The sequence below is a fragment of the Streptomyces sp. Edi4 genome, assembly GCF_040253615.1.
Classification (GTDB): domain Bacteria; phylum Actinomycetota; class Actinomycetes; order Streptomycetales; family Streptomycetaceae; genus Streptomyces.
This window is the reverse complement of the sequence record NZ_JBEJGY010000003.1, coordinates 18,298-43,694: the sequence shown is the minus strand read 5'-3', so window position 1 is coordinate 43,694 and position 25,397 is coordinate 18,298. Positions and strand designations below refer to the sequence as shown.

Annotated in this window: 21 protein-coding genes, 1 tRNA gene and 1 pseudogene; 14 read left to right on the top strand and 9 right to left on the bottom strand. The window is 69.8% G+C overall.

What is annotated here, in order from left to right; all coding sequences use genetic code 11:
- Positions 1–25: 25 nt before the first annotated feature.
- The 3 genes from ABR738_RS01895 to ABR738_RS01885 form a co-directional block, all read right to left on the bottom strand.
- Entirely contained in the window at positions 26–1,192 is a 1,167-nt protein-coding gene (locus ABR738_RS01895) for a sensor histidine kinase (RefSeq protein WP_350228182.1), read from the bottom strand.
- A gap of 161 nt (positions 1,193–1,353) precedes the next feature.
- Positions 1,354–3,630 (bottom strand): TOMM precursor leader peptide-binding protein, encoded by a 2,277-nt coding sequence (locus ABR738_RS01890; RefSeq protein WP_350228181.1) that lies wholly within the window; start codon positions 3,628–3,630, stop codon positions 1,354–1,356.
- Positions 3,627–3,935 (bottom strand): putative TOMM peptide, encoded by a 309-nt coding sequence (locus ABR738_RS01885; RefSeq protein ID WP_350228180.1) that lies wholly within the window; start codon positions 3,933–3,935, stop codon positions 3,627–3,629. Before ABR738_RS01885 ends, ABR738_RS01890 begins: the two co-directional genes overlap by 4 nt.
- 270 nt (positions 3,936–4,205) lie before the next feature.
- Here ABR738_RS01885 and ABR738_RS01880 point away from each other — a divergent pair, with 270 nt between their 5' ends.
- The 7 genes from ABR738_RS01880 (at position 4,206) to ABR738_RS01850 (ending at position 12,110) form a co-directional block, all read left to right on the top strand.
- Positions 4,206–5,006, top strand: a complete 801-nt coding sequence (locus tag ABR738_RS01880) for an AfsR/SARP family transcriptional regulator (protein ID WP_350228179.1) — start codon at positions 4,206–4,208, stop codon at positions 5,004–5,006.
- 66 nt (positions 5,007–5,072) lie between these two features.
- The gene (locus ABR738_RS01875; RefSeq protein ID WP_350228178.1) at positions 5,073–6,662 is read left to right on the top strand and encodes an acyl-CoA carboxylase subunit beta; all 1,590 of its coding nucleotides are present in this window, start codon (positions 5,073–5,075) and stop codon (positions 6,660–6,662) included.
- A 260-nt stretch (positions 6,663–6,922) separates the two neighbouring features.
- Positions 6,923–8,188, top strand: a complete 1,266-nt coding sequence (locus tag ABR738_RS01870) for a beta-ketoacyl-[acyl-carrier-protein] synthase family protein (RefSeq protein ID WP_350228177.1) — start codon at positions 6,923–6,925, stop codon at positions 8,186–8,188.
- Complete coding sequence (locus ABR738_RS01865) at positions 8,185–9,402, top strand: ketosynthase chain-length factor (RefSeq protein WP_350228176.1); 1,218 nt, start codon at positions 8,185–8,187, stop codon at positions 9,400–9,402. The genes ABR738_RS01870 and ABR738_RS01865 overlap by 4 nt, the downstream gene beginning before the upstream one ends.
- 202 nt (positions 9,403–9,604) lie before the next feature.
- Positions 9,605–9,829 (top strand): acyl carrier protein, encoded by a 225-nt coding sequence (locus ABR738_RS01860; RefSeq protein WP_350228240.1) that lies wholly within the window; start codon positions 9,605–9,607, stop codon positions 9,827–9,829.
- Positions 9,830–10,107: 278 nt separating this feature from the next.
- Positions 10,108–11,895 carry an acyltransferase domain-containing protein gene (locus ABR738_RS01855; protein ID WP_350228175.1) on the top strand — a complete coding sequence of 596 codons (1,788 nt, stop codon included), beginning with the start codon at positions 10,108–10,110 and terminating at the stop codon, positions 11,893–11,895.
- A 14-nt stretch (positions 11,896–11,909) separates the two neighbouring features.
- Positions 11,910–12,110, top strand: a complete 201-nt coding sequence (locus ABR738_RS01850; protein WP_350228174.1) for a DUF6059 family protein — start codon at positions 11,910–11,912, stop codon at positions 12,108–12,110.
- Between the two features lie 176 nt (positions 12,111–12,286).
- Here ABR738_RS01850 and ABR738_RS01845 read toward each other — a convergent pair whose 3' ends face one another.
- The 4 genes and pseudogenes from ABR738_RS01845 to ABR738_RS01830 all read right to left on the bottom strand — a co-directional run bounded on the left by ABR738_RS01845 (position 12,287) and on the right by ABR738_RS01830 (position 15,136).
- Entirely contained in the window at positions 12,287–12,652 is a 366-nt protein-coding gene (locus ABR738_RS01845; protein WP_350228173.1) for a hypothetical protein, read from the bottom strand.
- Between the two features lie 72 nt (positions 12,653–12,724).
- A pseudogene (locus ABR738_RS01840) lies at positions 12,725–13,590 on the bottom strand (IS5 family transposase).
- Between the two features lie 101 nt (positions 13,591–13,691).
- Positions 13,692–14,060 (bottom strand): RacP protein, encoded by a 369-nt coding sequence (locus ABR738_RS01835; RefSeq protein WP_350228172.1) that lies wholly within the window; start codon positions 14,058–14,060, stop codon positions 13,692–13,694.
- Positions 14,061–14,134: 74 nt separating this feature from the next.
- Positions 14,135–15,136 carry a DUF6192 family protein gene (locus tag ABR738_RS01830; protein ID WP_350228171.1) on the bottom strand — a complete coding sequence of 334 codons (1,002 nt, stop codon included), beginning with the start codon at positions 15,134–15,136 and terminating at the stop codon, positions 14,135–14,137.
- Between the two features lie 458 nt (positions 15,137–15,594).
- Here ABR738_RS01830 and ABR738_RS01825 point away from each other — a divergent pair, with 458 nt between their 5' ends.
- The 6 genes from ABR738_RS01825 to ABR738_RS01800 all read left to right on the top strand — a co-directional run bounded on the left by ABR738_RS01825 (position 15,595) and on the right by ABR738_RS01800 (position 20,617).
- Positions 15,595–16,185: a 3'-5' exonuclease gene (locus ABR738_RS01825; protein ID WP_502964025.1), complete on the top strand. Its 591-nt coding sequence runs from the start codon at positions 15,595–15,597 to the stop codon at positions 16,183–16,185.
- 713 nt (positions 16,186–16,898) lie between these two features.
- On the top strand, positions 16,899–17,186 hold the full coding sequence (locus tag ABR738_RS01820; RefSeq protein WP_350228170.1) for a helix-turn-helix domain-containing protein: 288 nt from the start codon (positions 16,899–16,901) through the stop codon (positions 17,184–17,186).
- Positions 17,183–18,760, top strand: coding sequence for a helix-turn-helix domain-containing protein (locus ABR738_RS01815; protein WP_350228169.1), 1,578 nt, complete (start codon positions 17,183–17,185; stop codon positions 18,758–18,760). The genes ABR738_RS01820 and ABR738_RS01815 overlap by 4 nt, the downstream gene beginning before the upstream one ends.
- Complete coding sequence (locus ABR738_RS01810) at positions 18,760–19,332, top strand: transcriptional regulator (protein WP_350228168.1); 573 nt, start codon at positions 18,760–18,762, stop codon at positions 19,330–19,332. The genes ABR738_RS01815 and ABR738_RS01810 overlap by 1 nt, the downstream gene beginning before the upstream one ends.
- Before the next feature lie 62 nt (positions 19,333–19,394).
- A tRNA-Met gene (locus tag ABR738_RS01805) sits at positions 19,395–19,468 on the top strand.
- A 519-nt stretch (positions 19,469–19,987) separates the two neighbouring features.
- Positions 19,988–20,617, top strand: a complete 630-nt coding sequence (locus ABR738_RS01800; protein ID WP_350228167.1) for a hypothetical protein — start codon at positions 19,988–19,990, stop codon at positions 20,615–20,617.
- Here ABR738_RS01800 and ABR738_RS01795 read toward each other — a convergent pair whose 3' ends face one another.
- The gene (locus ABR738_RS01795) at positions 20,618–21,844 is read right to left on the bottom strand and encodes a hypothetical protein (protein ID WP_350228166.1); all 1,227 of its coding nucleotides are present in this window, start codon (positions 21,842–21,844) and stop codon (positions 20,618–20,620) included.
- Positions 21,841–22,950 (bottom strand): ImmA/IrrE family metallo-endopeptidase, encoded by a 1,110-nt coding sequence (locus ABR738_RS01790; protein ID WP_350228165.1) that lies wholly within the window; start codon positions 22,948–22,950, stop codon positions 21,841–21,843. Before ABR738_RS01790 ends, ABR738_RS01795 begins: the two co-directional genes overlap by 4 nt.
- 553 nt (positions 22,951–23,503) lie before the next feature.
- Between ABR738_RS01790 and ABR738_RS01785 the strand changes: the two genes are divergently transcribed.
- On the top strand, positions 23,504–25,330 hold the full coding sequence (locus tag ABR738_RS01785) for an ATP-dependent nuclease (protein ID WP_350228164.1): 1,827 nt from the start codon (positions 23,504–23,506) through the stop codon (positions 25,328–25,330).
- Positions 25,331–25,397: the final 67 nt, after the last annotated feature.

The window sequence follows — 25,397 nt, the reverse complement described above, 5'->3', positions numbered from 1 at the left end:
CCCCAGCGAGCGATGTCGTCGGATGTCAGGCCGCGGCTCTGCCGGAGCCCGTCGCGGCGGTGGTCGTGGCAACCCTGGCCTCTCCATTGTGCGGTCGCAGCGGAGCCCGGGCCTGCACCTGGAACAGGCCGTCCGCTCCGACGCCGGCGGTCAGCTCTCCACCGATCTCGGTGAGACGCGCACGGAGGTTGCCGAGACCACTGCCGCCGGACCGGGCGTCGAGCGACTGGTCCCTGATGACGACACCGTCATTGACCATGGTGAGCAGAATCGTTTCGGGCCCGTGGGCTGCCTTGATGGTACAGACCTCTGCCTTGCTGTGCCTCAGGATGTTCGTGACTCCCTCCCGCAGCGCGGTCGCCAGCACCGTGTCGATGACCGGATGCAGCCTCTGGTCCCCGATGTCCACCTCCGCGCGGACGTCGGCCGAGGCCAGCACGGCCGCCGCCGACTCCGCCTCGTCCCGCAACGACATGTCCCGGTAACCGCGCGACACCAGACGTACGTCCGACAGGGCCTGGCGTGCCACCAGGAGCAGCGACACGGTTTCCTCCGCGGCCTGCTCCGGACGGGCCGGGATCAGCCGGTTGACCAGCTCACCCTTGAGGGTGATGGCAGAGAGGCTGTATCCGAGCAGATCGTGCAGATCGCGCGCGAAGCGCAGCCGTTCCTGTGTCACGGCCATGCGGGCCAGCTTCTCCCGGGTGGAGTGCACTTCCTGTACGAGGTCGGCGAGACGGGTCAGGCCGTAGATCACCAGACCCGCCAGCATGACGGAGATGAAGGCGTAGGCGCAGTCCAGCGCGTTGGCGCCCTTCGACAGCGGATACAGCGGGACACCGGCGAGGACCACGCCGAAGAGCGGCCACGCGATGCGCTGCGGCAGCGAGAGCAACACCGTTGCGGCGAACGGCCCTTGCATGCTGCCCCAGCTGAGCTGGAACCAGAACGTGGGCAGATAGGTCAGCAGTGCCTGGGCCACGAGCGCCGCGATCTGTCGCTTCATGGGCCAGGTGCGCGCCGCGGGAGAGGAGAGGGTGAACTGCAGACCGAACACCAGCAGCACGGTCACCACGCAGGACGTCAGCTGGGCCGTGCTCGCCTTGCCCGTCCTGAGAACGTTCAGGATCACGACGGAGCAGTAACAGGCAAGTACCACCGTCATGATGATGCGCGCGAGCCGGGGTGCCATGGTCTGCTGCTCGCTCAGCGATCGCGGCTCTGCGGCCCCTCGGGATCTTTCCGCAGTTCGACATACGTCCGGCATCGCGGTCTCCTAGCCAGGGTACTGATCGAACGGCATGCTATGGCTAAGGATTGAAGTAGGCCACTGTGAGTCCGCTACGGCCGGATTCAGACGAACAGCGGGATCGGGTTGAGCTCCTCGTAGGCAGTGGGGCCCGCGAGGCGTCCGAGACGGACCGGAACCTCGAAGAGACGGCCCGGCGCGAACCGCGCCCAGAAGTGCCGCATCCCCGGAACGAGTACCTTGACCACGGGCAATTCCACGTCAGGGCGGGTTTGGTCGAGCACGAGCAGGTCCAGGCCGCGGTCGCTCAACAGCTGCTCGATCGCGGTGAGATCGCCGAGCAGATCGTCGCGTGCCTCGTACACGTAGTCGCCCGGGGTCCGGGGGTGCTCGGCCGGATCCGGCAAGAGGTATGGCTGGCTCCGCGTGGTTGCGCACGACCACCACTGGGCCAGTTCCGGGTTGGAGGAGGAGAAGCCCGCACGCGTTTCGGCGCCGTCCTTGTGGGCGGGGAGCAGTTGTGCCATCTCGGTCACCGCTCGACGCAGTGCTATGCGCGGATCGAAGTGTGCTCCGAAGCCGAAGGAAATGCCCTGGGCGGTAGTCGCGCCGAGGGATGACACGGCCGCCATGACGGGAATCTCGAAGTCCGCGGTGAGGTCGAGAACCCACACCTCGCGGCCCAACTCGCGGTACGCGGCGCGCGCCTGCGCGAGCCATGGTTCCTCGAATGCGTCGAGGTCCACCGCCGGATGGCGGGTGCGGTTGTACCACCACAGAGCCACCGCGTCGCGCTCGACCAGTTCGAGGAATCCCTGCACGGCGGCGTCCTCGAGGCTGCTGCCGGCCGCGTTGCCGTTGGAGTCCGCCCAGGGCGCGTGCGGACGGCCGTCCGGGCCGGGCCCGAAGTAGAGCATCGACGTGGGCAGCAGACGTGTGGCACCCGCCGTCACCGACCACACCGGGGACCATTCCCTGACCGCGTGGGGGTCGAAGGACGGAGGGATGTGCTGGAACGCGGAGGCCGTACGGTTCCACCGGCCCCGTTCCCGGAACTGCCGGTCGGCGTAGAGCTGGCACGCGTTGGGGTGTACGGCACCCTCGCCGAGCCCGGTGAAGCTGTCTAGGACGACCGGTTCGTCACCTTGACGGGTGCCGCAGTAGCGTTCCACGGCCTCACAGAGCGCGCCGACCTCGGCCTCCAAAGGGGTGGTGCCCTTGCCGCCGCTGTGGCTGCGCAGTCCGTTGCGCAGACTGACGAGCGAGCGTGCCTGGAACGCGGGATTGCGCCCCGAGACGTACCGGTTGAGCCCCGTAGGCGTCCCCGGCACCGAGCGGACCTCCGGCACGACACCGGTGAGCGGATCGATGAGGTGCTGGTACCGCGCGCGCACCGCCGTCAGCGACAGGGCGCGGTGGCCGTTGCCCTCCCCGGCCGACTTGACACGCGAGGTGAAGACGACCGGCCGCCGCATCCGCGCCGTCACCAGCCCGGGGTCGCCGCATTCGGCGCACTGGGGACGTCTGTTGACCGGGTGGTGGCGGGTCCGTAGGGTGCGGGTGTCGAGCGTGCACACGGAACTCTGCTCCGCGTATCGCATGCCGGCCGCCCACTTCACCGCTTCCAGTACGGCCGTCTGGAGTCCCAGCGCCCGCACGGAGGTCAGCGATGCCTCGGGGAGCGAGAGGGGCCCTTGCAGTCCGAGCACGTGCTGGACCAGAGACTGGGCCGCCCGGTGGCCGCGCAGCCGGTGCGCCAGACACGACCAGCAGGGCCGGCCGCCGGGCCCGAAGAAGGGCCCCACCCATGCCTCGGCGCCGCAGGGCTTGGCGAGCAGCCACGGGCGGCCCGCGGCGCGGTGCCAGGCATCGACGTCGGCCAGCTCGGGGTCCAGGTAGTCGTCGCACAGCACCAGGGAGAAGGCGGCGGATTCACCCGCCTCCGCGAGGCCCAGCCCGGAGGCGCGGCACGCGCTGCTGAGGGACTCGCGGTCCATGCGCCCCAGCGTCAGCAGGTGGGCCCGGGTACTGAGCACCGCGGCCTGGGCGCCCGCCCCGCTGAGGCCGGCGAGTTCCCAGTAGGCCTCGGCCGTGCAGTCCGCCAACGGGGCCTGATAGCCGATCAGTTCGGCCTTGGCGAGCGCCGCGATGGTCCTGCCCGCCACGTCCGCGGACAGCGTGCTCGAAGCCAGCTCCAGCACCGCCGCCAAAGTCCGGGTGCCGTCGAGGAGCGGGGCGAGCGCTTCGACGCAGGGGCCGTGCAGGGCGGTCGTACCGTGCTCCGACATGAGGTAGACGGCCTCGCCGCCGACCACTTCGACACGCAGGTGAGGCTTGAAGCCCACGGGCTGCGAGGCGGCGGATCTCTCCGATACGGTCATATGAACGCCATCTCGGATGGGCGGCCAGCCTCGAGCGGGCAGTAATAGCAGATGTCGCCGCCGGCCGCGTCCGGGCGGTCCAGGTCCTCGATCACCAAGTCACCCGCCGAGGCGCCGAGTTCCGCGAAGTACACCGACTCCGCCGCGTTGAGCCCGAATTCCACCAGCACCGACGCCGGGTCGATGAAGTACCGCTGGGCCAGCTCCGGTTCGAGACCCGCACGGGCGGTCAGCAGGGCGAGGCGGTGGTCCGGCAGCGGCGGCCGGGCGGAGCCGGACGGGGTGACGATGGTCAACGTGCTCATGGAACCCTCCAGATGAGGCCTGAGTGTTGAGGAATCGGGGATCCGAGCCGTGCTCGCTCTCGTCGTCCCGCGGTTCGAATTCTGCGGTGCCCCGTCGCGGTCGCCCAGTGCCGTTGTCACCATCGGGGTATGACATTTTCATGGTGCTCTCCATGAACCGCTCACTGGGACTCGACCAGCGCTGATGTCACGCTCTCTTCACGCTCGTGGATGACATCAACGGCCTTTGTGGCCGTCGCGATCACCTGGGCGAGACGGGAGAACTCACACATGGACATCAAGATGCTGGGTCGGCTCAGCGCGGAACTCAATGGCGTCTCCGTGGTCCCGAGTGCCGCCAAACCGCGGCAGATCCTCGCCCTCCTCGCTCTGCAGAGCGGGCGCGTCGTGACCGTACCGACCCTGATGGAGGAGATCTGGGGCGAGGACATCCCGCGCAGCGCGGCCACCACGCTGCAGACATACATCCTTCAACTGCGGCGCAAGATCGCGGCCGCCCTGGAGGGCGACCGGGCCTGGCAGGCCAAGGACGTCCTCGTGACCCAGCACGGCGGGTATCTGCTGGAGGTCCAGCCGGGCCAGATGGACGTGCAGGAGTTCGACCGCCTGTACGCCGCCGGCCGCGACGCCCACACCGCTGCCGACTACCGCTCCGCCTCCGAACTCCTCGGCCAGGCACTGGCGTTGTGGCAGGGCCCCGCTCTGGTGGATGTACGGGTGGGCGGCGTGCTCGAATTGGAGTCGCTGCGGCTCGAGGAGGACCGGATGGCCGCCCTCGAGCGGCGTATAGACGCCGACATGGAACTCGGCCGGCACGGTGAAATGGTGCCGGAACTGCGTGTGCTGGCTGCCAGGCACCCCATGCACGAGAACTTCTGCGCCCAGCTGATGACAGCGCTGCACCGCTCGAACAACGCCTGGCGCGCGCTGGAGGCCTATCAGCGGCTGCGCACCGCGCTCGTCGACGAGCTCGGCATGGAACCCTCGCCCCGTCTGCAGCGGCTGCAGCAGTCCGTGCTCAACGCGGACCCCACACTCGACTTCCAAGTCTCCACCTCCCTGGCCCGCTGACGCGGCGGGGAACTGCGCCGGTCACCCCTCGACCCGCACTCGAGCCGACGTTCCTACGTTCGGCCGATGACGATCCTCGACGACCTGACCCTTGCCTCCGCGGCCCCCAGCCTGCGCCGCGCCGCTACGGAGCTGCGCCGGCTCAAAGAAGAAGTGGGGCGCGGCCCCGACCCCGACGCCACCCGGCGTCAGCACGCGAAGAACAAACTCACCGCGCACGAACGGCTCCACACCCTCTTCGACGAGGGGACGTTCACCGAGATCGAGCCGTTGCGACGGCACCGAGCCTCCGGGTTCGGCCTGGAGGACCGCAAGCCCCACGGCGACGGTGTGGTGATCGGCTGGGGCACGGTCCACGGCCGGACCGTCTTCGCCTACGCCCATGACTTCCGGGTCTTCGCCGGCGCGCTGGGCGAGGCGCACGCGGCCAAGGTGCACAAGATCATGGACCTGGCGGAGTCCGCCGGCGCCCCCCTGGTGTCCCTCAACGACGGTGCGGGCGCACGCATCCAGGAAGGCGTCACCGCCCTCGCGGGCTACGGCGGGATCTTCCGCCGAACGGTCGCCGCCTCCGGGGTGATTCCGCAGATCAGTGTGATGCTCGGCCCCTGCGCCGGCGGCGCCGCCTACGCGCCCGCGCTCAGCGACTTCGTCTTCATGGTCCGCGGGACCGCCCAGATGTTCATCACCGGCCCCGACGTCGTCCAGGCCGTGACCGGCGAGCAGATCACCCACAACGGCCTCGGCGGGGCGGATACGCACGCCACGTCCTCCGGGGTGTGCCACTTCGCCTACGGCGACGAGACCGAATGCCTCGACGACGTCCGCTTCCTCATCTCGCTCCTGCCGTCCAACAACCGTGAGATGCCGCCCCCGGCCCCCGCCAACGATCCGGCGGACCGGCGCACCGACACGCTCACGGACCTGGTCCCGGCCGATCCCGGCCGCTCGTACGACATCCGCGCGGTGATCGAGGAAATCGTCGACGACGGCGAGTACTTCGAGGTCCACGAGGCCTGGGCACGCAACGTGGTGTGCGCCCTGGTCCGCCTGGACGGCCACCCGGTGGGCATCGTCGCCAACCAGCCCGCCGCCCTCGCGGGCGTCCTGGACATCCACGCCAGCGAGAAGGCGGCCCGCTTCGTCTCCACCTGCGACGCCTTCAACATCCCGCTGGTCACCCTGGTCGACGTGCCCGGCTTCTTGCCCGGCGTGGACCAGGAGCACAACGGCATCATCCGGCACGGCGCGAAACTGCTGTACGCGTACTGCAACGCCACCGTGCCCCGGATCTCCCTCGTGCTGCGCAAGGCGTACGGCGGCGCCTACATCGTCATGGACTCCCGCTCCATCGGCGCCGACCTCTCCTTCGCCTGGCCCACCAACGAGATCGCCGTCATGGGAGCCGAGGGCGCGGCCAACGTCATCTTCCGCCGGGAGATCAACGCCGCCGAGGCCCCCGAAACCGTCCGCGCCCGGCGCATCGAGGAGTACCGGACCGAGCTGATGCACCCCTACCACGCCGCCGAACGCGGCCTGGTGGACGACGTCATAGACCCCGGCGAGACCCGCTCCGTACTGATCCGTTCGCTCGCCATGCTGCGCGGCAAAAAGGCCGAAGTCCCAGCTCGCAAGCATGGCAACGTCCCGACGTGAAGGCCCATCACTCCAGGTCCACGCCCGCGCGAGCGCCTGTCGAGGGCACGCACGTTCCATATGAAGGCCGGAGACGGAGGCACGCCACAAGCGGGCTGCCGACCGGCCCGGTCGGCCGGGGTGGAGCTCACCCCCGATTCACCCCGGCCGCCCAACCAGCTGATGTGTTCCGGACGAAGGGATCGACAGTGGCCCGCACAGTGCCATCCGGCAGGGAGCGCCGACACCGGCACTCCACCCCGTCGAAGGCGAGGTAGACGATGCGGCGAGTTGCCATCACCGGACTGGGCGTCGTGGCACCCGGTGGAGTGGGCGTGAAGGCGTACTGGGACCTGCTCACCGCGGGCCGTACCGCCACCCGCACCATTACTTTCTACGATCCCTCCCCGTTCCGGTCCCAGGTCGCCGCGGAGTGCGACTTCGACCCCCTGGCCGCCGGGCTCTCCCAGCAGGAGACCCGCCGGCTGGACCGGGCCGCGCAGTTCGCGGTCGTCTCCACCCGGGAGGCGCTGGCCGACAGCGGCCTGGACATCTCGGCCCACGATCCCGGCCGGGTCGGTACCGCGCTCGGCAGCGCGGTCGGCTGCACCACCAGCCTGGAACGCGAGTACGCGGTCGTCAGTGACGGTGGCCGCAAGTGGCTCGTGGACCACACCTACGCCGTCCCCGAGCTGTACCGGCACTTCGTGCCCAGCTCGATGGCCGCGGAGGTGGGGATGGCGGCCGGGGCCGAGGGACCCGCGGCCGTCGTCTCCACCGGCTGCACCTCGGGACTCGACTCCCTGGGCCATGCGGTGGACCTGATCCGCGAAGGCACCTGTGACGTCATGATCGCGGGGGCGACCGAGGCGCCGATCTCGCCGATCACCTCGGCCTGCTTCGACGCCATCCACGCGACCACCCCCCGCAACGACACTCCCGAAAGCGCCTGCCGGCCCTTCGACCGGACGCGCAGCGGACTCGTCCTCGGCGAGGGCGCGGCCGTCCTGGTCCTCGAAGAACTGGACAGTGCCCGGCGCAGGGGCGCCCACATCTACGCCGAGATAGCCGGCTTCGCCGCACGCTGCAACGCCTTCCACATGACCGGACTCAAGCCGGACGGCCGGGAGATGGCGGAAGCCATCGACGTGGCCCTCGCCGAGGCCCGGCTCGACCCGACCACCATCGGCTACATCAACGCCCACGGCTCCGGCACCAAGATGAACGACCGCCACGAGACAGGGGCATTCAAGCGGAGCCTCGGCGACCACGCCTACCGCACCCCGATCAGCTCCATCAAGTCCATGATCGGACACTCGCTCGGCGCGATCGGCTCGCTGGAGATCGCAGCCTGCGCCCTCGCGATGGAACACGGCGTGCTGCCGCCCACCGCCAATCTCCACGACCCCGACCCCGAGCTCGACCTCGACTACATCCCACTGACCGCCCGCGAGAAGCGACCGGACGTCGTACTCAGTGTGGGCAGCGGATTCGGCGGCTTCCAGAGCGCGATGGTGCTGGCCCGGCCGGAAAGGAGCATCGCATGACCACGCCCGTCGTGGTGACCGGTCTGGGCATCACCGCGCCCAACGGCCTGGGCACCGAGGAGTACTGGAAGGCCACCCTCGGGGGGGAGTCGGGCCTTGGCCCCGTCACCCGCTTCGACGCCACTCAGTACCCGTCCAGGATCGCCGGCGAAGTGCCGGGGTTCGTCGCCGAGGAGCACATCCCTAGCCGGTTGATGCCGCAGACCGACCACATGACCCGGCTCGCCCTCGTCTGCGCCGACTGGGCGCTCAAGGACGCCGGCGTCCACACCGGCGACCTCCCCGAGTACGGCGTGGGCGTGGTCACCGCGGCCTCCGGCGGCGCCGTCGAGTTCGGCCAGCGCGAGTTGCAGAACCTGTGGAGCAAGGGCAAGGAGCACGTCAGCGCCTATCAGTCCTTCGCCTGGTTCTACGCGGTCAACACCGGCCAGATCTCCATCCGTCACAAGCTGCGCGGTCCCAGCGGGGTGCTGCTCACCGAACAGGCCGGCGGCATCGACGCGATCGGACACGCCAGGCGTCACGTCCGCAAGGGTTTCCCCATGGTCGTCTCCGGCGGAGTCGACGCGGCGCTCTGCCCCTGGGGCTGGGTCTCGCAGCTCGCCTCCGGACTGATGAGCACCGAGGACGACCCGGCGCGCGCCTTCCTGCCCTTCTCGGCCGACGCGAGCGGCTATGTGCCGGGTGAGGGCGGCGCGATCCTCGTCCTCGAAGACCTCGCGTCAGCCCGCGCACGAGGCGCGGACAGGATCTACGGCGAGATCGCCGGATACGCCGCCACCCTCGACCCGGCCCCCGGCACCGGCCGGCCGCCCGGACTGCGCAAGGCGGCCGAGCAGGCCATCACCGACGCCGGACTCTCCCCGGCCGACATCGACGTCGTGTTCGCCGACGCGTCCGGGGTGCCGGCCGGGGACCGGGCGGAAGCCGAGGCGCTGGCCGGCCTGTTCGGGCCGCACGCCGTGCCGGTGACCGCACCCAAGGCGCTCACCGGACGGCTGCTGGCCGGCGGCGCCGCGCTCGACGTGGCCACGGCCCTGCTCGCCCTACGCGACGGGGTGATCCCGCCCACCGGCCAGGTCCAGCCGGCCCCCGGCCACCCGATCGACCTGGTCGCCGGAGCGCACCGGGAGGCCGACCTGCGGTCCGCGCTGGTCCTCGCCCGGGGCCACGGCGGCTTCAACGCGGCCCTCGTCGTACGCCGGAGGAAGTGACCCGCCGGCCGACCCGCACCCAACCGGGCAGACCCGCCGTCACCGACCCGGGCCGGCCTGCCTTTACTTTTCCGGCCACGGCGGACCCCGCCGAGGGGGCCGGAACAGGCACCACCGAGTGAGGCAGCACAACCAACACCCAACGGAGGAAACCACCGTGACCACGACGACCACCACCGTGACCCTGGCCGACCTGACCCGGATGCTGCGCGAGAGCGCGGGCGAGGAGGAGGGCATCGACCTGGACGGCGATGTCATGGACACCCCGTTCATCGAGCTCGGCTACGACTCGCTGGCCCTGCTCCAGGTCATCGGGCAGATCCAGCGCGAGTACGGCATCACGATCCCGGACGACGCGGTTGTCGACGCGGAGACCCCGGGCGCCTTGCTCGCCCTCATCAACGCCGGCCAGGAGACAGCTGCCTGAGCCGGACCGGCGCGGCCGCCCCGCCTCCGATCCCCCCGCCCGCGGGTCGGCCGCTGCCCGGGCCCCGGGCACCCCAGCAAACGCGCACCGCGTCCCGGACCAGTGAACACGATGCGTCCTTCCGGGTGGCCGCGGCGCCGGAAACGGCCCGGGAAGTCCCGCCCTCCGGGCGGACGACGGGACTTCGCGGACACCCCCAGTGCCGGCCCGCCCGCTCGGCCGCCTGGTCACGATCAGGCACCACAGCGGCCGCGGCACGTGGCCGACGAGGAGGAACCATGTCCATCACGCCTTACAGCGCGGTGACCCGCAAGCTGCTCGTCACCCCCGGGCCCGCCTCCCCGGACCACCCGCCCGCCGTTGCGTCGGCCGCCGGCGTCTCGGCCGTGCTGCGTGCATTCGGCCGGAACCCGCGCCAACTGCCGGTGCGCACCGTCGTGTACATCGGGGCGAACGCACCGGACCCGGCACTGGCACCCGAGCACGAGGGATTCGCGGTCCGCACCGCCTGCGCTCCCGGCCGTGCTCTGCGGCTCGCCCACCAGGAACTCCACGACGGGACCGCCGACTTCGCGCTCGTCGCCGGATTCGGTGAGCCGCACCCCGAAACCATCACGGTCTACGCGGTCAAGCGCGCCGCCGAGGCGGTCGCGGACGGCGACACCGTCATCGGCACGCTCGACCTCAGCGACACAACCGACCTCGACCGGACCCCGCCGCTGCGGCCTTTCAACCACGGTCACCGAGCAACCGACCCCACCCACCATCGGCTGCTGCTCTGGTCCGGCAAGGATCCGCAGGACGAGGAACGCGTACGCAATGAACTCCTTCCGATGCTCGGAAACCTTCACCAGGAAGGGTTTCCGGCACTGCCCACCGCCGTGCCCTGCGGCATCGAACCGGGTCCGGTGCGCGGCGCTGCCGTCACCGTCGCCTCGCTCTCCGCCGCCGCCGTGCACCGGGCCGAGCCCGTGACCGCCCGGCGCCCCCGGCCGATCGCCCTGCTCTTCCCCGGCCAGGGCTCCCAGCACCATGCGATGGCGGCCGGCCTCTACGGACGCGAACCCGTCTTCACCGCCGCCGTCGACGCGGTCCTGTCCCACCTGGGCGAGGAGGGCCCCCGGATCCGCGCCGACTGGCTCACCCAGGGCCGTCCAAAGATCCCGGTGGACGATGCACGCCGGGCCCAGCCACTGCTGTTCGCGGTCGACTACGCGCTCGGCCGGATGGTCATCAGCTGGGGGGTACGCCCCACCGCGGTGCTCGGCCACAGCGCCGGCGAACTCGTCGCCGCGGCCATCGCCGGTGTCGTCTCCCTGCGCGACGCGGTCGCCATGATGCGGGAACGGATCCGGGAGGCGGTCAAGATACCGGCCGGCGGCATGCTCGCGGTGGCCGCGACCGAGGACCAACTGCGCCCCTACCTCCGGGCCGATGTGGCGATCGCCGCGGTCAACGCCAACCAGCAGACCATGCTGGCCGGTCCGGCGCGGCCGCTCGCGGAGATCGCCGAACGGCTGCGCGCCGACCGCTTCGTCGTTGTCACCGTTGCGGCCACCAGCCCCTTCCACTCCCCGGCGATGGCGCCGGCGTCGGAAGCCGTCGAGGCGGCGTACCGCACCATCCCGCTGCGGGAGCCGCAACTGCCGCTGTACTCCGGCTACACGGGGGAACTGCTGAGCCCCGAGGAGGCCGTCAGCCCCCGCTTCTGGGCCCGGCAGATCACCGACACCGTGTACTTCAAGCAGGGCCTGGAATCACTGCTCGCCGCCGACGACATGCTGCTCGTGGAGGCCGGCCCCCGACAGACGCTCACCGCGTTCGCTCGGCGTCACCGCGCCGTACGGCTGGGCGCGTCCGCCGCCGTGCCGCTGCTGCCGGCCCGCGGCGGCACCGCGGAGGCGGACCGTCAGTCGGTGCTCGGCGCCGCCGCGCGGCTGTGGACCGAGGGGCACGACCTGGACCTCGTCGCCCTCTCCCGGCTCTGGACCTGGCGAACCGACGACCACGAGCGGCACTCGGCCGGCACCCCGGCAGCCCGGCTGGTCTGCGCGGCGACCACCTGAAGGGATACGGACCGATGACAACGAGGCGCATGCTGCGCGCCGTCTACCGAGCGATGGTCGCCGCAGGACGGATGTACGTGCCCGTCCTGCCGGAGGAGGAGAACGAAAGCCCACCCTCGGACATCCCGTACTGGCATCCGGAACGTCTGAGACCGGACATCCCGTTCAGCGAGTCGGAACTAGCGCTGTACAGCCAGTTGACGACCGGCGAATGAGCGGTACGGCTCAGTGCCTGTGTCTGAACCTCTCGGGGCCGCGGCCTCGGTGTGGCGCTGTCCTCGCCGGCTCAGAGGGCCGTACGCGTCACGGGGCGCGGCTGGGGACGTCCAGCCGGGCCCCGGCACACGAGCTGCCTGCCGCCCGGCTGGGGTGTGCGGGTTCAGTGGTTTCCCTACCCTGCTTTCCACACGTTCTCAATGTCCGTTTCTGCGTCTTGGATGTTTGCGGTGCCGAGGACGCCGACGGCGGTGTCGTGCAGGTTCACAAGGCCCTCTTGGCCGCCCGGTGCGTCGGCTCCGCCGCATTGGTTGAGGGGGCTGCCGAGGGGGAGGCCGAGGAGGTTGCCGTTGGCGGCGCCGGTGCCTGCGGTGGTGGTTCCGGTGGCGTGGGGGGTGGTGCGGTGGTTTTCGCAGTCGGTTCCGAAGGCGGGTGACAGGAAGTCACCGACACCTCCGGCGTGGGCAGGGGTGGCGGTGAGGACGGTTCCGGCAGCGGCCGCGCTGAGCGTCAGGACGGAAAAGGTCCGGTAGGGGTGCATACCAGGGGAACGAGACGGAAGATGCGCGGACACTGGATCACCGTGTCATCCCGGGCGGTAGATGCCTGGGTCTCAGGCGGCTTCGGTGATCACGCAGCCGTGTGCGATGTCACGTCGTTCGGCGGGCCGGGCCTGGCCGCGGGTGAGCCGCCTGGTCATGAGGGTTATGCAGGACCAGGTGATGAGTGCTTCGCTCATTTCGGGGAGGCGTTCGTGGTCACGGCAGTGGCGACGGGCTCGCATGATCCACGACCAGGAGCGTTCCACTGCCCAGCGGCGCGGCAGAACGATGAAGCCCTTGGCGTCCGGTGGGCGGCGGACTGTCTTGACGGTGATGTCGAGGTCTTCTTCGCCCACGGGATGAGGCCGTTCTTGGCGTAGGCGGAGTCGGCCCAGACGATGGCGATCTCGGGGTGCATCAGCGCGAGGCGGAACAGCAACTCCCTTGCCACCAGCGGATCCTGAGCGTCGGCGGGGGTGACCATGACCAGTAGGACCAGGCTGCGGTGGTCGCAGATGAGATGCCGTTTCCTCCCATTGATCTTTTTCCCGCCGTCCCATCCCCGGGTCGCCCGGCTGACGGTTTCGGAGGCCTTGACTGACTGGGAGTCGACGATCACCGACGCGGTCCGGGGTGCTTTCCCCGCCGCGAGGCGAATACGGCGGCGGAGCTGGTCACGGATCACGCCGAGAACACCGGCGGCTGCCCACCTCCTGGCGAACCCGTAAATCGTGCGCCAGGGAGGGCAGTCGGCTGGCATCGCCCTCCATTTTATGCCGTTATCCACCAGATAACGTATGCCGTCGACGGCCTCCCGGCGGGGCCACTTCTCCGGGGCCCCGCCCCTGGGCGTCAGGCATGCGGCCATCGGAAGCAGCGGCTCTATCAAGGCCCATTCCGCGTCGTTCATGTCCGAGGGGTAACGGAAAGTGCGCACGTGGGAAGGCCAGGAGGTGGACCCGCGGGGAGTGCGGATGGACGGGCTGGGTCCGGTCTCCTGGCCTTCTTCGCATGAGGGCGGCCACCTTTCTTTCGGGGCTACTGGTCCTGTGGGTGGGCGATCATGTCAAGCGAGCTCTGGATGGCGTTCATCTGGGCGCCGATGTAAGCCACCCAGCGGCTCTTGGGAAAAAGCCGGGCGTGCCCGGCCAGGATCCCGTTGATCACGCTGCTGATCTGCGTGGCCTTCACCTCGGCCCAGTGCCGCTCCCACTCCTCCAGCTCGTCGGCGTCCTCGCAGAAGTGGTAGCCGTCCCTGAACGACCACAGCAGCGGCGGCCACCGCTTCTCGCCGGCTATCGCGTGGTAGGCGCCGAGCCCGCGCACGATCTGCGACCGGGAGAGCTCAGTGACCATCATGAGCCGGGGCTTCTTCAGCCCGGCCGGCGCGGTCTCCATCAGTGCCACGCGGATCGCCTCAGCGTGGCGGGCGGAAGTGGGAGAACGACGCCGGTCACGCTCCCTGCTGGAGCGCGGCACGGCTATTCGCCCCGCAGGAGCCGGGCCAGGGCCTCGTCCACGTCCACGTCGCCGGTTTCGGCGGCGTGCTCGATCCATTCCAGCGCGCCCCGCACCCGGGCCACGTTCTCCCGCAACACGGACTGCTCGTCGTCGCTCAGGACGCGTCCGCGCAGGCCGGGCACGATCCGGTTGGTGGTGGCCACGAACGCGTGGCAGGCCCCGACCAGGTCAAGGAACTCTCCTGTCCGCTCGAAGTGCCTGATGGCGGGGGCGAGTTCGCTGGTCCGCTCGTACTCTTCGCGGGCCTGGCGGCCGCGTTCGACCTGGGCGTGGTTGACCGACTGCCGCGCGCGGTCGTCCCCCATCGCTTTGAACGCGACGTCGGGACGGTGCAGCAGCCGGCGGGCGGCCTCCGCGGCGACCTGTTCGTCGTGGGCGAGCCCCCCGATTGCCTCGATCCGTGCCTTGGCCGGCACGTTCTCGGCGACCGCCGGGCGTTGCAGCAGGTCGGAGGCGACCTGGGCGGCAACCCGGTCGTCGGTCGCCAGGCCGTGGATCGCGGTCACCTTCTCCTGTACCGACTGCGGATTCTTGACCTGCCAGCCCATCTCCCGCTTCGCGGCGTCCTGGGTCCACCGGTGCGTTCCGTAGCGCTCGTTGAAGGGCGGCTTGCGGATCAGCTCGAACCGGTCCGGACGCCCCGTCAGGATCCGGTGGATGTCCAACGACACCCCATTGACGCGCTGCTTCGGCGGCCAGTGGGCCGCCGTGCTGCGATAGCCCATCACGCTCGATGTCGACACCCCGACGTCGTCCGCGAACCGGGCCAGGGTCTCCTCGACCGTCTGGACATCCTCGCCCGCCGCAGGCCGTGCACCCCCTCGCATCTGGAGGGGCTCAATCTCCAAAGCGTTGTCACCCAGTTTGAAATGCGTGTCCCGCTCGGTCTCGACCAGGCTCTTCGACTCCGCCACGAGCTGGTCGTAGCGCTCCTGGGTCACCTTGCCGACCATGGTGGGCATCTGCCCTCACCACCTGCCGCGGGAACCGGGGGCGGCACAGCGCCGGCGTCAAGGCCGGGCCCGCGATACGAGACAGCGTCCATCCGCCCGGAGATCGAACACCAGCACTGACCAGTACTGACCGAAAGTGACCGAATAGCACCCGGAACGGTCATACGGACCGTTCGCTCAAGCGTCTATTCGACGCTTCGGCGAACGCTTTCTTCCGCTGGTACGAGGCGCGGCCACGACACTTCCCCGAGCAATACACCGCATTGCCGCGATGATCCACCCCGGCCACCCACACGGGTCTCGCAGACCGGGCAGACCCGCCGCCCCTCACCCGTGCGCTCAGCCGCGACCCGGCGCCGAATCCGCCGTGCACGCCGCCACTGCCTGGCCCGGCATGCCGGAGAGCAGTACACCGCACTCGGCGAGGCGCCCGCGTCCAGCGGTGAGTCACACACCGGACAGCACCGCTGAAACGACAGCCCGACGACCCCGGACACCTCGCCAGGCTAGACCCGACCAAAGATCCATATCAGGGGATCAGACACAGGCACTCACACCCGGCGGGCGAGCATGCCCGCCCGGGCTCCCGGCGCCAGGATGCCCTCGGTCCCGGGACATGCACCGAGTCACGGTGTGGGGCAAGGACGGGCAGGGCGCTGTTCACCACCTGGGGCGGCCTGCAGGACTACGCCACCCACGACCCCGCCGGGCGCGACCTGCAACCCCTGGTCGACCTGGTCGACACCCACGGCGCGGACGCCATCCTGGCCGCCGTCGCCCATCTCGCCCCCGAAGACCAGTCCGAGGTAACCGTCTCCACCGCGCACAAGGCCAAAGGCCGGGAATGGGCACAGGTGAAGATCGCCGACGACTTCACCCCCTCCGACGGCCCGCCGCGCGACACGGGGCAGGGGACTGCCCGCCGCATCGACGACAAAGAGGCATGCCTGGCCTATGTGGCCGTCACCCGCACCCGGCACCGCCTCGACATCGGCGGCCTGTCCTGGATCAACGAGCACCCGGAAGGAGCATCGGCCAGTCCCCAGCCACCGCAGTGATACACGGGGCGGGGTACGGGCGTTCGGGGCCTCCGTCTGGAAGGAGCCCACGGAGGAGCGGCGGAACGGATCGCAATGATCCGGGACGGTGCAGCACTGAGTGTGACGGGCGCCGGCCCTGCCGGTGACGGTACATCCGAGAAGCCCTCAATGGCCCGCCCGCTGTCCGCAGACGGCCTCCGGCAGGCTTCCTGAGCTATGAACATCAGCTCCCTGGGCATCACCCGGAACAACAAGACGACGCCGCGCCGCGAACGCCACGACGCGCTCCTGCAGCCGGAAGAGCGGACCGAGTTCGCAGCCCGGTTCCCGGCCGGCCACCGGGCGCAGATGGCGTTCCTCCTGGCCAACTACGCCGACAACGCCTCCGTGGTCGGGGCGCTCTTGGGCACTGGAGTGCGTACGGTGCGCCGCCACTGCCGTGGATGGCCGCCGCCCGGGCTCCGGCTGCGCCGGGCGCTGCGCAGCCGTGTCGTGGCCCTCGTGTGCCCGCGGTGTCTGTCCGTGCGGTGGAAGAGGCGCGTCAGGCGAAACGGGAAGCCCGGCGCGCGGCCCGACGGATTCCGCGTGATCAGGGCGGCCCGGAGGACCGCTGACACCCACGTGCCCGACAGTCTTCAACTTCCGTGCGACATTGAAAGCTTTTTTGCATCATAGATAGTGTAAAGGTGCCATTGATGCGAGAGCTGCATGAATGCAGATAGGATGGTGGCATGGGGTTGAGCTTGGAGGAGTCGTTGCGGCTGACGGTGGCCGCGTTGATGCAGGTGACGGGCGACTCGCAGCGGTCGGTTGCGGGGGCGCTGGGGCTGACGCAGACCCAAGTGTCGCGCCGGCAGTCGGGCGCCATCTCCTGGAGCCTGCGCGACGTCGACGTCCTGGCCGAGCACTACGGCATCGGCGCGCTGGACTTGCTGGCGGGTCCGACCAGAGCGTGCGAGGCGCTGCCCGCCGACAGGCGCCGTACCGTGCGGACCGAAGCGAAGGGGACAAGCCGGTGAGCGACTTCGACGCGATCGACTCGCTGCTCGACGCCGTCGGCCCGGAAGTCGAACTCCCCCCCTGGCAGGTGCGCCGCGAGCTGCGGGAGCGGGCTCGGCTGTCCAAGGCGCAGGTGGCACGCGCGCTCGGCGTGAGCCCGTCAACCCTCAGCGGATGGGAAAGCGGCCGGAACCCGGCCGGCGAGATCCGCACCAAATACGCCTACCTGCTGGACGGGCTGAACACCAAGCTCGCCACCGAGACCGCCACCGAGACTGAGGCGGCACCGCCCGCGGAGCAGCCCCTCACGTCAGACACAGCCGCGACCGTCACCCCCTCGTCTTCGCCGGATCCCGGGCAGGACGAGGACAGGGACGACGTAGAGCTGCTCGTCGTACCCGAGCCCTGTGTGCTGTGCGGCCGTCCGGCCGGACAACGAGTGGCGGGGTTCGCTCAGCACCTGGCCCCGGCCGACTGTCAGCCCACCGCCACCGGAGCCACCGCTACCGCGCCTGCCCCGCCAGCCGAACAGCCCACCGCGCAAACCCCGAAAGCGCCGCTGCGCACGGCACGTCCGGCGCGTGCGACGGAGCGTTCCAAGGGCCCGGCCCGCCACGCGTTCCAGGAGCCGTCCGGCCCGGTCGACCTGATCCGCGAGGCCGTGCAGGGCGTGCTCGCCGAGCACCGGGGCGACGTCGACGCAGCCACGGCGGCGCTGTTGAAGCGGGCGATCCCGGACGCGATGCGACTGCTGGACGAGACCCGCAAGGGCGCCCGCTACGACGTGATCGCGCACCCCTGGATCCCCGACATCCTCAAGAAGCAGACCGCGCGCGGCGCCGACCAGATCTGGGAAGCCCGCCCCAAGTGGACCCGTCACGAACTCCCGCCCGGCCGGCATGAGGTGACCGCGCTCGACATCAACGGCGCCTACCTCTCCGCCCTCAAGACGCACCTCCCCCTGGGTCAGCTCGAGCACTCCACCGGCCTGGCCCACGACCGCCGCCGCTCCGGAGTCCACCTGATCACCCCGCCCGAGTGGGAGCACGAGGCGGTGCTGCCCAACCCGATCGGCCAAAGGGACGAGCCCGGCCCGCTGTGGGTCACCGAGCCGACACTGCGCCTCCTGCTGCGCCTGTCCGGCCCGAAGCACCAGCTGTGCGCGCCTCCTCAGATCCACGAGTCGTACACCTCCGGGGCCACGGAGAACCTGCTGGAAAAGTTCCGCATCGCGTTGAAGGACGCCCGCGACACGGCGATCGAGCATGGCGATACGGTGACGCTGGAGTACGTGAAGGCGATGTACTCCAAGTTCGTCTCCACGATGGGGGAGTCGAACTACAACCGGGAGCTCTACCGTCCGGACTGGATGCACCTCATCCGCAGCCAGGCCTTCGCCAATCTGTGGCTCAAGGCGCTCAAGGCCCACGACGAAGGCCTGGCCGTCGTCCGGGCGATGGGCACCGACGAACTCCACGTCATCGGTGACTGGCGCCGTGTCTTCGCCGAAGGCCGAGGTGTTACCGAGGTCAAGGTCAAGGACACGTACACCGCCGGAACCGACGCCGGTGAGCACGCAGGAGAGGGGGAGTAGTGCCGGAGAAGAACATCGACTTCGGGAGGTTCGGCGCCCAGGGCATCAAGGGCAGCGACGCCGTCGCCCGCAAGCTCGACGAACTCGCGGGCGGCATCGCCACTCCCGTGACCGCCAAGCGCGGATGGACGGCGCGCCTGCACTATCTGACGAAGTCGACCCAGACCCTTAAAGCAGCGCAGGACGCCGGACTCACAGTGACCCACCGGACGCTGAAGGCCTGGCTGGAGGGTGAACGCCGCCCCTCCAAGGCCAACCTGAAACGCATCGACCAGGCGTACCGGACGGTGCGCCGCCACAACGTCGCCCGCCATCTCCTCAGACGCCTCAACCGTGATGGACGCGGTACGCGAGTGGAGATCCACCCGCTCAACCAGTCCCAGGTGCCGCAGCCGCTGCAGCGCATGGTGGAGTACCGGACGATGAACGTGCGCCGCTGGGACCGAATCGTCGGCTCCTGGGCGGCCGGCGACCCCCAGGGCCTCGACGCCGCGTGGCAGGACACGATCGTCGACCTCGGCTCGCAGTGGGGCCAGTACGAGTACGTCACCAACGTCGGCTTCGCCGCATAGAACCCTGCGCCGGAAAGTGGTCTTCGGTGCCTGCTGGGATGGCGTACGGTGGGGATCACCGACGCGGGGTGGAGCAGCTCGGTAGCTCGCTGGGCTCATAACCCAGAGGTCGCAGGTTCAAATCCTGTCCCCGCTACTGCCGAAGAGGCCCGGATCTACACGATCCGGGCTCTTTTGCGTTCCAGGCACAAGGCCACGTCTGCCTCCTGCCCAGCAGGAGGCCCCGGGAGCCCTTGCTGCCTGCCCGAGGTGATCGATCTCAGGCCGTTCTCGCTGGACTCTCTGCGGCGAACAGGGGAGTCGTCGGTGACGGTGCGCGGACCGCAGTGGTTGGCGTCTGCGCACAGTGCATGGTTGCCATGTGCGCGGTCCGCGCTGGGATCTCGCAGCAGGTCCCGCTCTGCAAGTCGGTCTGCGCATACCCGTCACCGAGCCGCCGTGCTGTGCGGGACCTGCGCCGCGGTCCACCTGACCGCGCGGCATGCCGCCCGCAGGCCTGGTGTCCGGGGAACAGCGGTAGTTCTGCCGTGCGGTCGGCGACATAGCACTGTGGCAGGGATTGGGCGCGTTTTTGGAACGTTTGGACGAGGCGGCCGTGCCCCATCGGGTGGGATAGTCAGGGCCGCCGGGTGCGGCTGAAGTCGGATGAGGCAGGGTGAACGGCATGGTGACCTTGGCCAGCCCGTTGGTGGGCACGTCGGTACGCGCAGCCTCCGCGGCCCTGCTGGATCCTGCCGTACTGTCTGTCTCGCTCCAGCTGATGGACAGCCAGGCACTGCTGTTCCACCGGCTTGACGAGGAAGAATGTGCACGCCGCGCCCGCGTGTCAGCGGCTCGCCTGGACAGTCTTGATGCGCTGCAGACTCTTCTTGAGCTGCCCGTAGATGAGCCCGTCGCACTGGCGTCGCTGCCCGCACGGCTGCGTTCGGCGGTACGGCGGCTTCCGGCCGGGGCCGCCGAGCTCGACCGCCGTGAGGTCACCCGTCGCGCGGTGCGGCCGCTCACCATTGATCTCGCCGTGGTGCGGGCAAGCGCTGCGGGCTGGCGCGGAGGACTCGAGCGAGCCGGCCGTTTCGCCCCCTTCTGCCGGCGCGCCCTTCTGCTGGACAGCGCTCCACCGGCGGCTGAGGAGATGTTGATGGAAGCCGCCTTCTACGGCATCGGCGTCCTGGCGGCCGACGGCGAGAGCGTGGATCTGCTGCTGGAACCCCGGCCCTACACCCCGCGCCGCCATACCCCCGCGGCGTGGTGTTTCACCGAGGAGTTCCATCACCGCATCGGCTAGTCACGGCTCACCGCGCTCCACGCCCGCCACCGGGCGTGCCGTGGTGGAGGCTTGCGGGGCGACGGGGGCCTGCGCCCACTGAAGCAACTGTTGGGGCACCTTGAAGGCGCTGAACCCGGGGTGGTCGAGTTCAGCGTTGAGCACCGGGTAGCGGTCGATCGCGCGCCGGCAGCGCTGCTGCCACCACGCGGGCCGCCCTGCCGGCTCGACGGCGTCCATGCTGCGCAACCACTCCATCAGCACCGCCGCATTGTGGGCGGCCGCCGGCACCTGCCAGTGGTTGCTGACGAAGGTGTCCAGCACGAGTCCGTCGCAGGCCGCGCACCGGCACACCGGCGCCAGGCCGGCGGCGAACCTCTTCGCCAGCGTCTCGCCGAGGAAGAAGTCCATCAGCTCCGGCAGCAGCACGGAGGGCGAGTTCGGTCCGCCCGGGGACCGCTTGGCCGTCTGGCCGGGCGGGACGATGTGCCGCACGCTGCTGGTGGCGCCGAAGGCGGTGAACGCGGCCCCGTGTGCCAGGGCCCCGAACGCCGCGAGGTCGGCACGCAGCAGCGCGGTTCCGGGTACCTCCGCCAGCAGCTGCTTGAGGTTGCCCACTGCCTGGGAGAAGCTGGCCAGTGGGTCCATCTGTCCGCCGAGCATGACCGCTTTGGGGTTCGGTACGACATTGAGCCAGGCGATCAGTTGCCCGACCGAGTCGTAGCGCAGCCACGCCACGCCCACGGGAACGCTGAAAAAGACGTTGGGGTCCTCCAGCTTGAGGACCTGGTGGACGGCGGCCTTGAGGGCGTCGGAGTCTTCCGCGTGCAGATATCCGGTGGGCGTCATGGCCGCCGTCGCGCCCGCACGGTGGCCCACCTGCTCCTCGATCGACAGCCTCAGCGGGTCGCCGAAGGCCAGCTGGCCTTCCGAGACGTCGGGGAAAGGATCGTCCTCACTGGCCGCCGCCACGGTGTAGACGGCGGGATCCGCCAGCAGCGGTCCCGTGAACCCCTCCTCGCGCAGCTTGCGAACTTTCACCGCCGCCCCGGGACCGCTGACGACGAGCCCACTGCGCACCGGATCGAGCTGCGCGCGGATGTAACCAACCCGGCTCACCCCGGCCTGCAGCAGCATCCGGCCCTGCAACTGCCCGGGTACAGAAGGCGGTTCGGTGAGAGGAGGGGCGGGAGGCTCTGCGGGATCGGAACCGCTGCCCGGGCGCGGGGAGGAGAACGACTCAGTCATGGCCTCACCTTCGAAGCAGAATCCACCGCCGCGCCTTCGCGCGGGGCGTACAGCAGCTGGAAGTCCTCGGGTAGCAGCCGCGCGCAGCGGGCCAGCTCTTCCTCGCTCATCCCCGTGGCCAGAGCAGAGTGGATCAGCCCAGGGACGTACCGGGGCCGCTCTCGGTCTATCCCGACCGGTTCGGCCGTGCGGTAACCCAGCGCGGACATCTCCACCATCACGCTGCGGTACTGCCAGTCCGTGACGATGTTCAGACTCTGCGCCCGGCGCAGCAGCGCGGCCATCGACACCTTCCACTCCCGCTTCAGCCGGGCCAGGAGTTCCAGGTCGACGCGAGGCGTGAAGGCGGAGCGGATGTCACGCGCGGGCATGAGGAACTCGGCAGCGAATTCGTCGGCCTGCCGCTCCTGCACGGTGCTGTCGCCGGGGGACTGGTGCAGAACCAGGTGCCCCAGCTCGTGCGCCAGGCTGAAGCGGTAGCGGTCCGAGGGCGCGTGGTCGTTGGCCAGGATGAGTGGCGGCTGCTTCCCGTCCCACTGGCTGACCGCGTCGAGCCGGCCGCTGCCCAGATCACGCGCGACCACCAGGGCCCCGGCCTCCTCCAGCGATGCGGTGATGTCTGCCGCCGGGCCCGGCGGCAGACCCCAGGCCTTGCGAACCTGCCGGGCTGCGTCCTTGGCCGTGGTCAGGGCGCCGAGTTCGACAGTGGGAATGGCCGCAGCCCGCACGCCGAGACCGGGGCGGCACCCGGCGATGCCCTGCAAATGCACCCGTGTCAGGGCGAGATGGGCATGCTGGCGCCGCAGGGCGGAGACGGTCAACGACGCACGCTTGCGGTGGTGGACGAGCCCCACGCCGATCCCGTGCACCTGTGGAGCCAGACACAGCAGATCCGGCGGATACCCCAGCGCCGCCGCGTACAGCTCCAGCCGCTCTCCCGAGACCGCCAGCCGGGCGCTCTCGGCGCGGCTCACATACCCCTGGGACACCGCCACATCACCGCCAGAGGCCTTCACCATCGCCTCAGCCACGTCGGCTTGCGTCATGCCGCGGAACTCCCGGGCCACCACCAGCATCCCCGGCTGCGCCGGACGTACGTCGCTCACGTCGTACCACCTCGGATCAGACCTCAAAAAATTAGCTTCAAATATTCCTCCGTGTATCGAAGTTGACAAAAATGACAGAACGTCAAGAAGCGCAGTCGGCCAGGTAATGGCTGGGCAACCTGTCCCTTCCTGGTTCACGCCGACGGCTGCTGTGGGAACCCAGGAGAACTGATCAGTTGGCCGCGATACCCGTAATGAAAGGCCCCGCCATAAAAACGGACGCGACGTCCGAGTTCCCGATCCGGTGCCCCTCAGCTCCCGCAGTGCGCGCAACCATGCATTTCGGTTTCGCACTGGTCAAAGACGTTCACTGAGGCTGCGCCGGTGCAGCGCCCGGCTTCTGCGGGATGCGGCGTTCCACCCTCGAGCGGAGAGGCCCAGCCTCTCCCCGCCCAGACGCTAACTGGCGCAATAGGGGGCACGGTTGCATTGCGTGCCTCTAGGATGACTGCCTGCGTCGAGGCCTCAAGCGCCTCATCCGCACGCGTAACGCCCGCACGCCACACCCCTGTCCGTCGCCCGGCGGAGCGGGGAGATACGGAGCAGCTCGACCGTGCACCTCATCCGCTTCTCCGCGTGTGGGTTCCGCTCGCTGACCCACGTGCAGGACATCCCGGTCAGCAGCCCGACGATCCTGGCCGGCCGCAACGACGGCGGCAAAAGCGCCGTCCTGGCCGCGCTGGCCTTCCTGCTGGGCGAGCACCGGTTGACGGACGAGGACCGCACCTACCAGCAGGACGAGGGCGTCAAGGGACAGCGCTGCGCGGAGACATGGGTGGAGGGCGTCTTCCGCCTGGACACCGCCGAGCAGGCCGCAGCGGCCCCCTTACCGGCCGAGATCCGTATCCGGCGCCGCTCACGGGCCGGCGAGGCGGCGTGCTGGGAGTTCTTCGGATCGCAGCCCGCCGACAGCCGCCTGCAGGGACTAGGCCGACTGATGAAGAAAGACCTGACCGAACTGGTCGCCGAGTTCGGGCTCGTCCCGTCGGGCACGCTGAAGGACGACCTGCTGGCTGCGCTCACCGCACACGCCACGACCGTCCCGCAGACCGACCAGTGGCAGCCGCTGCCCAAAGACCTCGAGGCACGTCTGCCGCGGCTGCTGGCGTTCGGCGGCAAGGACGAGAGCCCGGACGACGCGGTGCGCACCGCCTTGAGCAGCTGCTACGAGACCCATCTGGAGGACGAGACTCTCCAGGGGCAGGTCCGCGAGATCGAGAAGGAGATCACGCAGCGGCTGGAGAAGGAAGCGGACTCCCTGTGCCGGCACATCCGCCAGCACTGCCACGAGTTCGTCGGCGTGGAGGTCAAGCCCGAGGTCTCCTTCAAGGGCGGCTTCAAGAGGGCGCCGCTGGAGGTCTCCAAGGCCGACGGCGAGCCCGTGGACCTGACCCGCTCGGGCCAGGGCAGCACCCGGCGCATCGCCCTCGCCGTGTGGGAGTGGACCAGCAGCCTCCTCGAAAGCAGTGAACTCGCCGCGACGGGGGAGCAGGGCGAACCGCAGCCCACGCAGACCATCGTCGTCTACGACGAGCCCGACACCCACCTCGACTACCGCCACCAGCGCACCGTCATGGACATCATCCGCAAGCAGTGCGCCCTGCCCCACGTCAGCGTCATCGTCGCCACCCACTCGATGAACCTCATCGACGGCGTCGACATCGCCGACGTCGTCCACCTCAAACTCAGCGACAGCGGCCGCACCCTCGTCGAGCGCCTCGACGACGACACGCACGACGGGATCGACTTCCACCTCGGACAGATCGCCGCCGCGGTGGGACTGCGCAACTCCGTCCTGCTGCACGAACGCTGCTTCCTGGCAGTCGAAGGCCCCACCGAGCAGCAGTGCGTGCCCCTGCTCTTCCGCCTCTCTCAGGGCCTGCCCCTGCAGGCGGCCGGCATCGCCCTGTGGGCCTGCGACAACAACGAAGGAGCCCTGCACCTGGCCGGCTACCTCGTCAAGCACCACCGCACCGTGAAGCTGATGGTCGACGCCGACAGCCGCACCAACAAGCACTTCAAGACCGAGAAACTCGTCAGAGCCGGCCTCGACCTCACCAAGCAGGTCTCCTACGTCGGCGAGGGCGAGGGCTACAACGAGCTGGAGGAGCTCTTCAGCGACACTCAGTGGGCGGCCGCCGCCAACGTCCACTGGCCCCGCCCCGAGGGCCGGCCCTGGAGCGCCGACGACTTCATGGAGCACCGGGGCGGCAAATTCAGCGACCGCATCCTCTACATGATCAAACAGCAGGCCGAGGAGAGCAGCCCCAACGGCAAGGCCGACATGCTCTACGCGCTGGTGTCCATGCTCGCCACGCCAGAGGAGGTCCCCCAGCAGCTACGGGACATCTTCACCGAGGTGCAGGCCCTCGCCTGCTGACCTGCTGCTGTGCTCGCCGCTGCAGCATGCGCTCTTTGCGCTGCTCGTTGGTCGGCGCCGTCCAGGC

What these genes read in the sequence shown, in the direction of transcription:
- ABR738_RS01890 (WP_350228181.1), bottom strand. Translation starts at nt 3,630, where the DNA reads ATGACCGTATCGGAGAGATCCGCCGCCTCGCAGCCCGTGGGCTTCAAG.
- ABR738_RS01865 (WP_350228176.1), top strand. Translation starts at nt 8,185, where the DNA reads ATGACCACGCCCGTCGTGGTGACCGGTCTGGGCATCACCGCGCCCAAC.
- ABR738_RS01875 (WP_350228178.1), top strand. Translation starts at nt 5,073, where the DNA reads ATGACGATCCTCGACGACCTGACCCTTGCCTCCGCGGCCCCCAGCCTG.
- ABR738_RS01870 (WP_350228177.1), top strand. Translation starts at nt 6,923, where the DNA reads ATGCGGCGAGTTGCCATCACCGGACTGGGCGTCGTGGCACCCGGTGGA.
- ABR738_RS01880 (WP_350228179.1), top strand. Translation starts at nt 4,206, where the DNA reads ATGGACATCAAGATGCTGGGTCGGCTCAGCGCGGAACTCAATGGCGTC.
- ABR738_RS01820 (WP_350228170.1), top strand. Translation starts at nt 16,899, where the DNA reads ATGGGGTTGAGCTTGGAGGAGTCGTTGCGGCTGACGGTGGCCGCGTTG.
- ABR738_RS01845 (WP_350228173.1), bottom strand. Translation starts at nt 12,652, where the DNA reads ATGCACCCCTACCGGACCTTTTCCGTCCTGACGCTCAGCGCGGCCGCT.
- ABR738_RS01855 (WP_350228175.1), top strand. Translation starts at nt 10,108, where the DNA reads ATGTCCATCACGCCTTACAGCGCGGTGACCCGCAAGCTGCTCGTCACC.
- ABR738_RS01895 (WP_350228182.1), bottom strand. Translation starts at nt 1,192, where the DNA reads ATGGCACCCCGGCTCGCGCGCATCATCATGACGGTGGTACTTGCCTGT.
- ABR738_RS01850 (WP_350228174.1), top strand. Translation starts at nt 11,910, where the DNA reads ATGACAACGAGGCGCATGCTGCGCGCCGTCTACCGAGCGATGGTCGCC.
- ABR738_RS01830 (WP_350228171.1), bottom strand. Translation starts at nt 15,136, where the DNA reads ATGCCCACCATGGTCGGCAAGGTGACCCAGGAGCGCTACGACCAGCTC.
- ABR738_RS01795 (WP_350228166.1), bottom strand. Translation starts at nt 21,844, where the DNA reads ATGACTGAGTCGTTCTCCTCCCCGCGCCCGGGCAGCGGTTCCGATCCC.
- ABR738_RS01885 (WP_350228180.1), bottom strand. Translation starts at nt 3,935, where the DNA reads ATGAGCACGTTGACCATCGTCACCCCGTCCGGCTCCGCCCGGCCGCCG.
- ABR738_RS01860 (WP_350228240.1), top strand. Translation starts at nt 9,605, where the DNA reads ATGCTGCGCGAGAGCGCGGGCGAGGAGGAGGGCATCGACCTGGACGGC.